Source organism: Aeromonas sp. 604176 (genome assembly GCF_049170755.1).
GTDB lineage: Bacteria > Pseudomonadota > Gammaproteobacteria > Enterobacterales > Aeromonadaceae > Aeromonas > Aeromonas veronii_A.
Genome location: NZ_JAAKNE010000240.1, coordinates 1 through 1,719, shown reverse-complemented (window position 1 = coordinate 1,719; position 1,719 = coordinate 1). Strand labels below are relative to the sequence as shown.

At 50.8% G+C, this 1,719-nt stretch carries 2 pseudogenes; one reads left to right on the top strand and one right to left on the bottom strand.

Going from position 1 to position 1,719, the window contains the following annotated elements:
• Positions 1-534: pseudogene (locus G5358_RS21010) on the top strand (IS630-like element ISAhy2 family transposase); the annotation flags it as partial.
• A 170-nt stretch (positions 535-704) separates the two neighbouring features.
• On the opposite strand, the pseudogene G5358_RS21005 reads toward G5358_RS21010, so the two are convergent.
• A pseudogene (locus G5358_RS21005) lies at positions 705-1,646 on the bottom strand (phage integrase central domain-containing protein); the annotation flags it as partial.
• Positions 1,647-1,719: the final 73 nt, after the last annotated feature.

Here is a 1,719-nt window from a genome sequence, read left to right as displayed (position 1 = left end):
GCGCTGGCCCGCTGTGATGCCGATAATCCGGTGTTTTATGAGGATGAAGTCGATATAGACCTCAATCCCAAATTAGGAGCCGACTGGATGTTCAGAGCGCAGCAAAAGCGGGTTGTCACACCGGGGCAGAATGCCAAGCATTATCTGGCAGGCGTTCTCCACGCAGGCAACGGAAGGGTACTTTACGTCAGCGGGATCAAGAAAAACTCATCGCTGTTTATTGCCATGCTGGAAAAGCTGCGCCACCACTACCGACGAGCCAAAACCATCACGTTGATCCTCGATAACTACATCATTCACAAAAGCAAACAGACCGAGCGATGGTTGAAGAAGAACCCCAAGTTCTGCCTGGTGTTCCAGCCAGTTTACAGCCCTTGGGTTAATCACATCGAACGGCTGTGGCACAAGTTACATGAAACCATCACGCGCAATCATCAATGCAGAGGGATGGCCAGCCTGCTGGCCCGAGTGAAACACTTCATGGATACCGTGTCTCCTTTCCCGGGGAATGGCTATGGTACAGCGAAGGTGTAGCACTATTGGGATCAGTTATTTAGAGTGGCAGTCACAGTCAATACAATGTGTCGGTCTGCAAATCTCCATATCTTTGACTTTTGTGAGCTGAATATCGGTAGGTGGATAGGGCCTTCAATATTTCTTTACGTCCAAATTCCATATAGTCCGGGCAATTAGTCAGATGTGGGCTACTCGCCCACAACTGTCAATGCTCTAAAACCGCTAGCCAGAGAGAGGTTCCCTTGGCTAGCCTGTTCAATGTGGTTGCTCCACCACATCATCATTATCACTCGTTGCTCAAAGTAATCTGCACGATTATAGGCACGGCGGATCTCGTTCTCGTCTGCGTGAGACAGTGCTGCCTCGATGGCATCAGGGTTGAATCCCTGTTCGTTTAGAGTGGTGCTACCCAGCGAGCGCAAACCGTGGGCCACCAGTCGTCCGCCATAGCCCAGTCGCTTGAGGGCGGCATTCGCGCTCTGGTCGTTGATGTGGCCGAGTGGATCACGGTAGCCGGGGAACACGAAGGGGCGGTGGCCACTAATCGGTTTCATCCGTTCCAGCAGGGATATTGCTTGTGGTGTCAGAGGGACTCGGTGCGGGCGTTCCTTCTTCATCCGATCTTCAGGGATGTTCCAGACTTTGGCATCGATATCGATCTCATCCCAGCGAGTACCTGCGGATTCGCCTGGGCGAACCAAGGTATGCAAGCTCCATTCAATTTGGCAGCGTGTTGTGAGGTCTAACCTCCCATTTGCAATGTCTGCCATCAGATGTGGCAACTCTGCTGGCTTGAGGGTCGGCATGTGCTTTTTGGTGGGTTTCTTGAATACCTTACGAATGGCAGAGCAAGGATTAGCCTGGAGAAGGCCATGATTGACGCTATAGTCGAGAATTTCGTTAATCCTCTGGCAGAGGCGACGTACAGTCTCATGTTTGCCATCTGCTTCAATTGGGCGAAGAATTTCAATAACTTTAGGCGCACGTATCTGGTCTATGGGCATTGAGCCAATGAAGGGCAACACATAGAGTTCAAGGGAGCGCCACGAATCGGTGGCATAGGCGTCTGTCACATTGTGGCGTTTCAATTCCAGCCATTTGCACGCCATGCGTTCGAACGTGTTAGCACTAGGGAAGGTGCGAATAAGTCATATGGCACGAGAGCATTTACTGGTAACCCATTGATATTAAATGACTAAAATT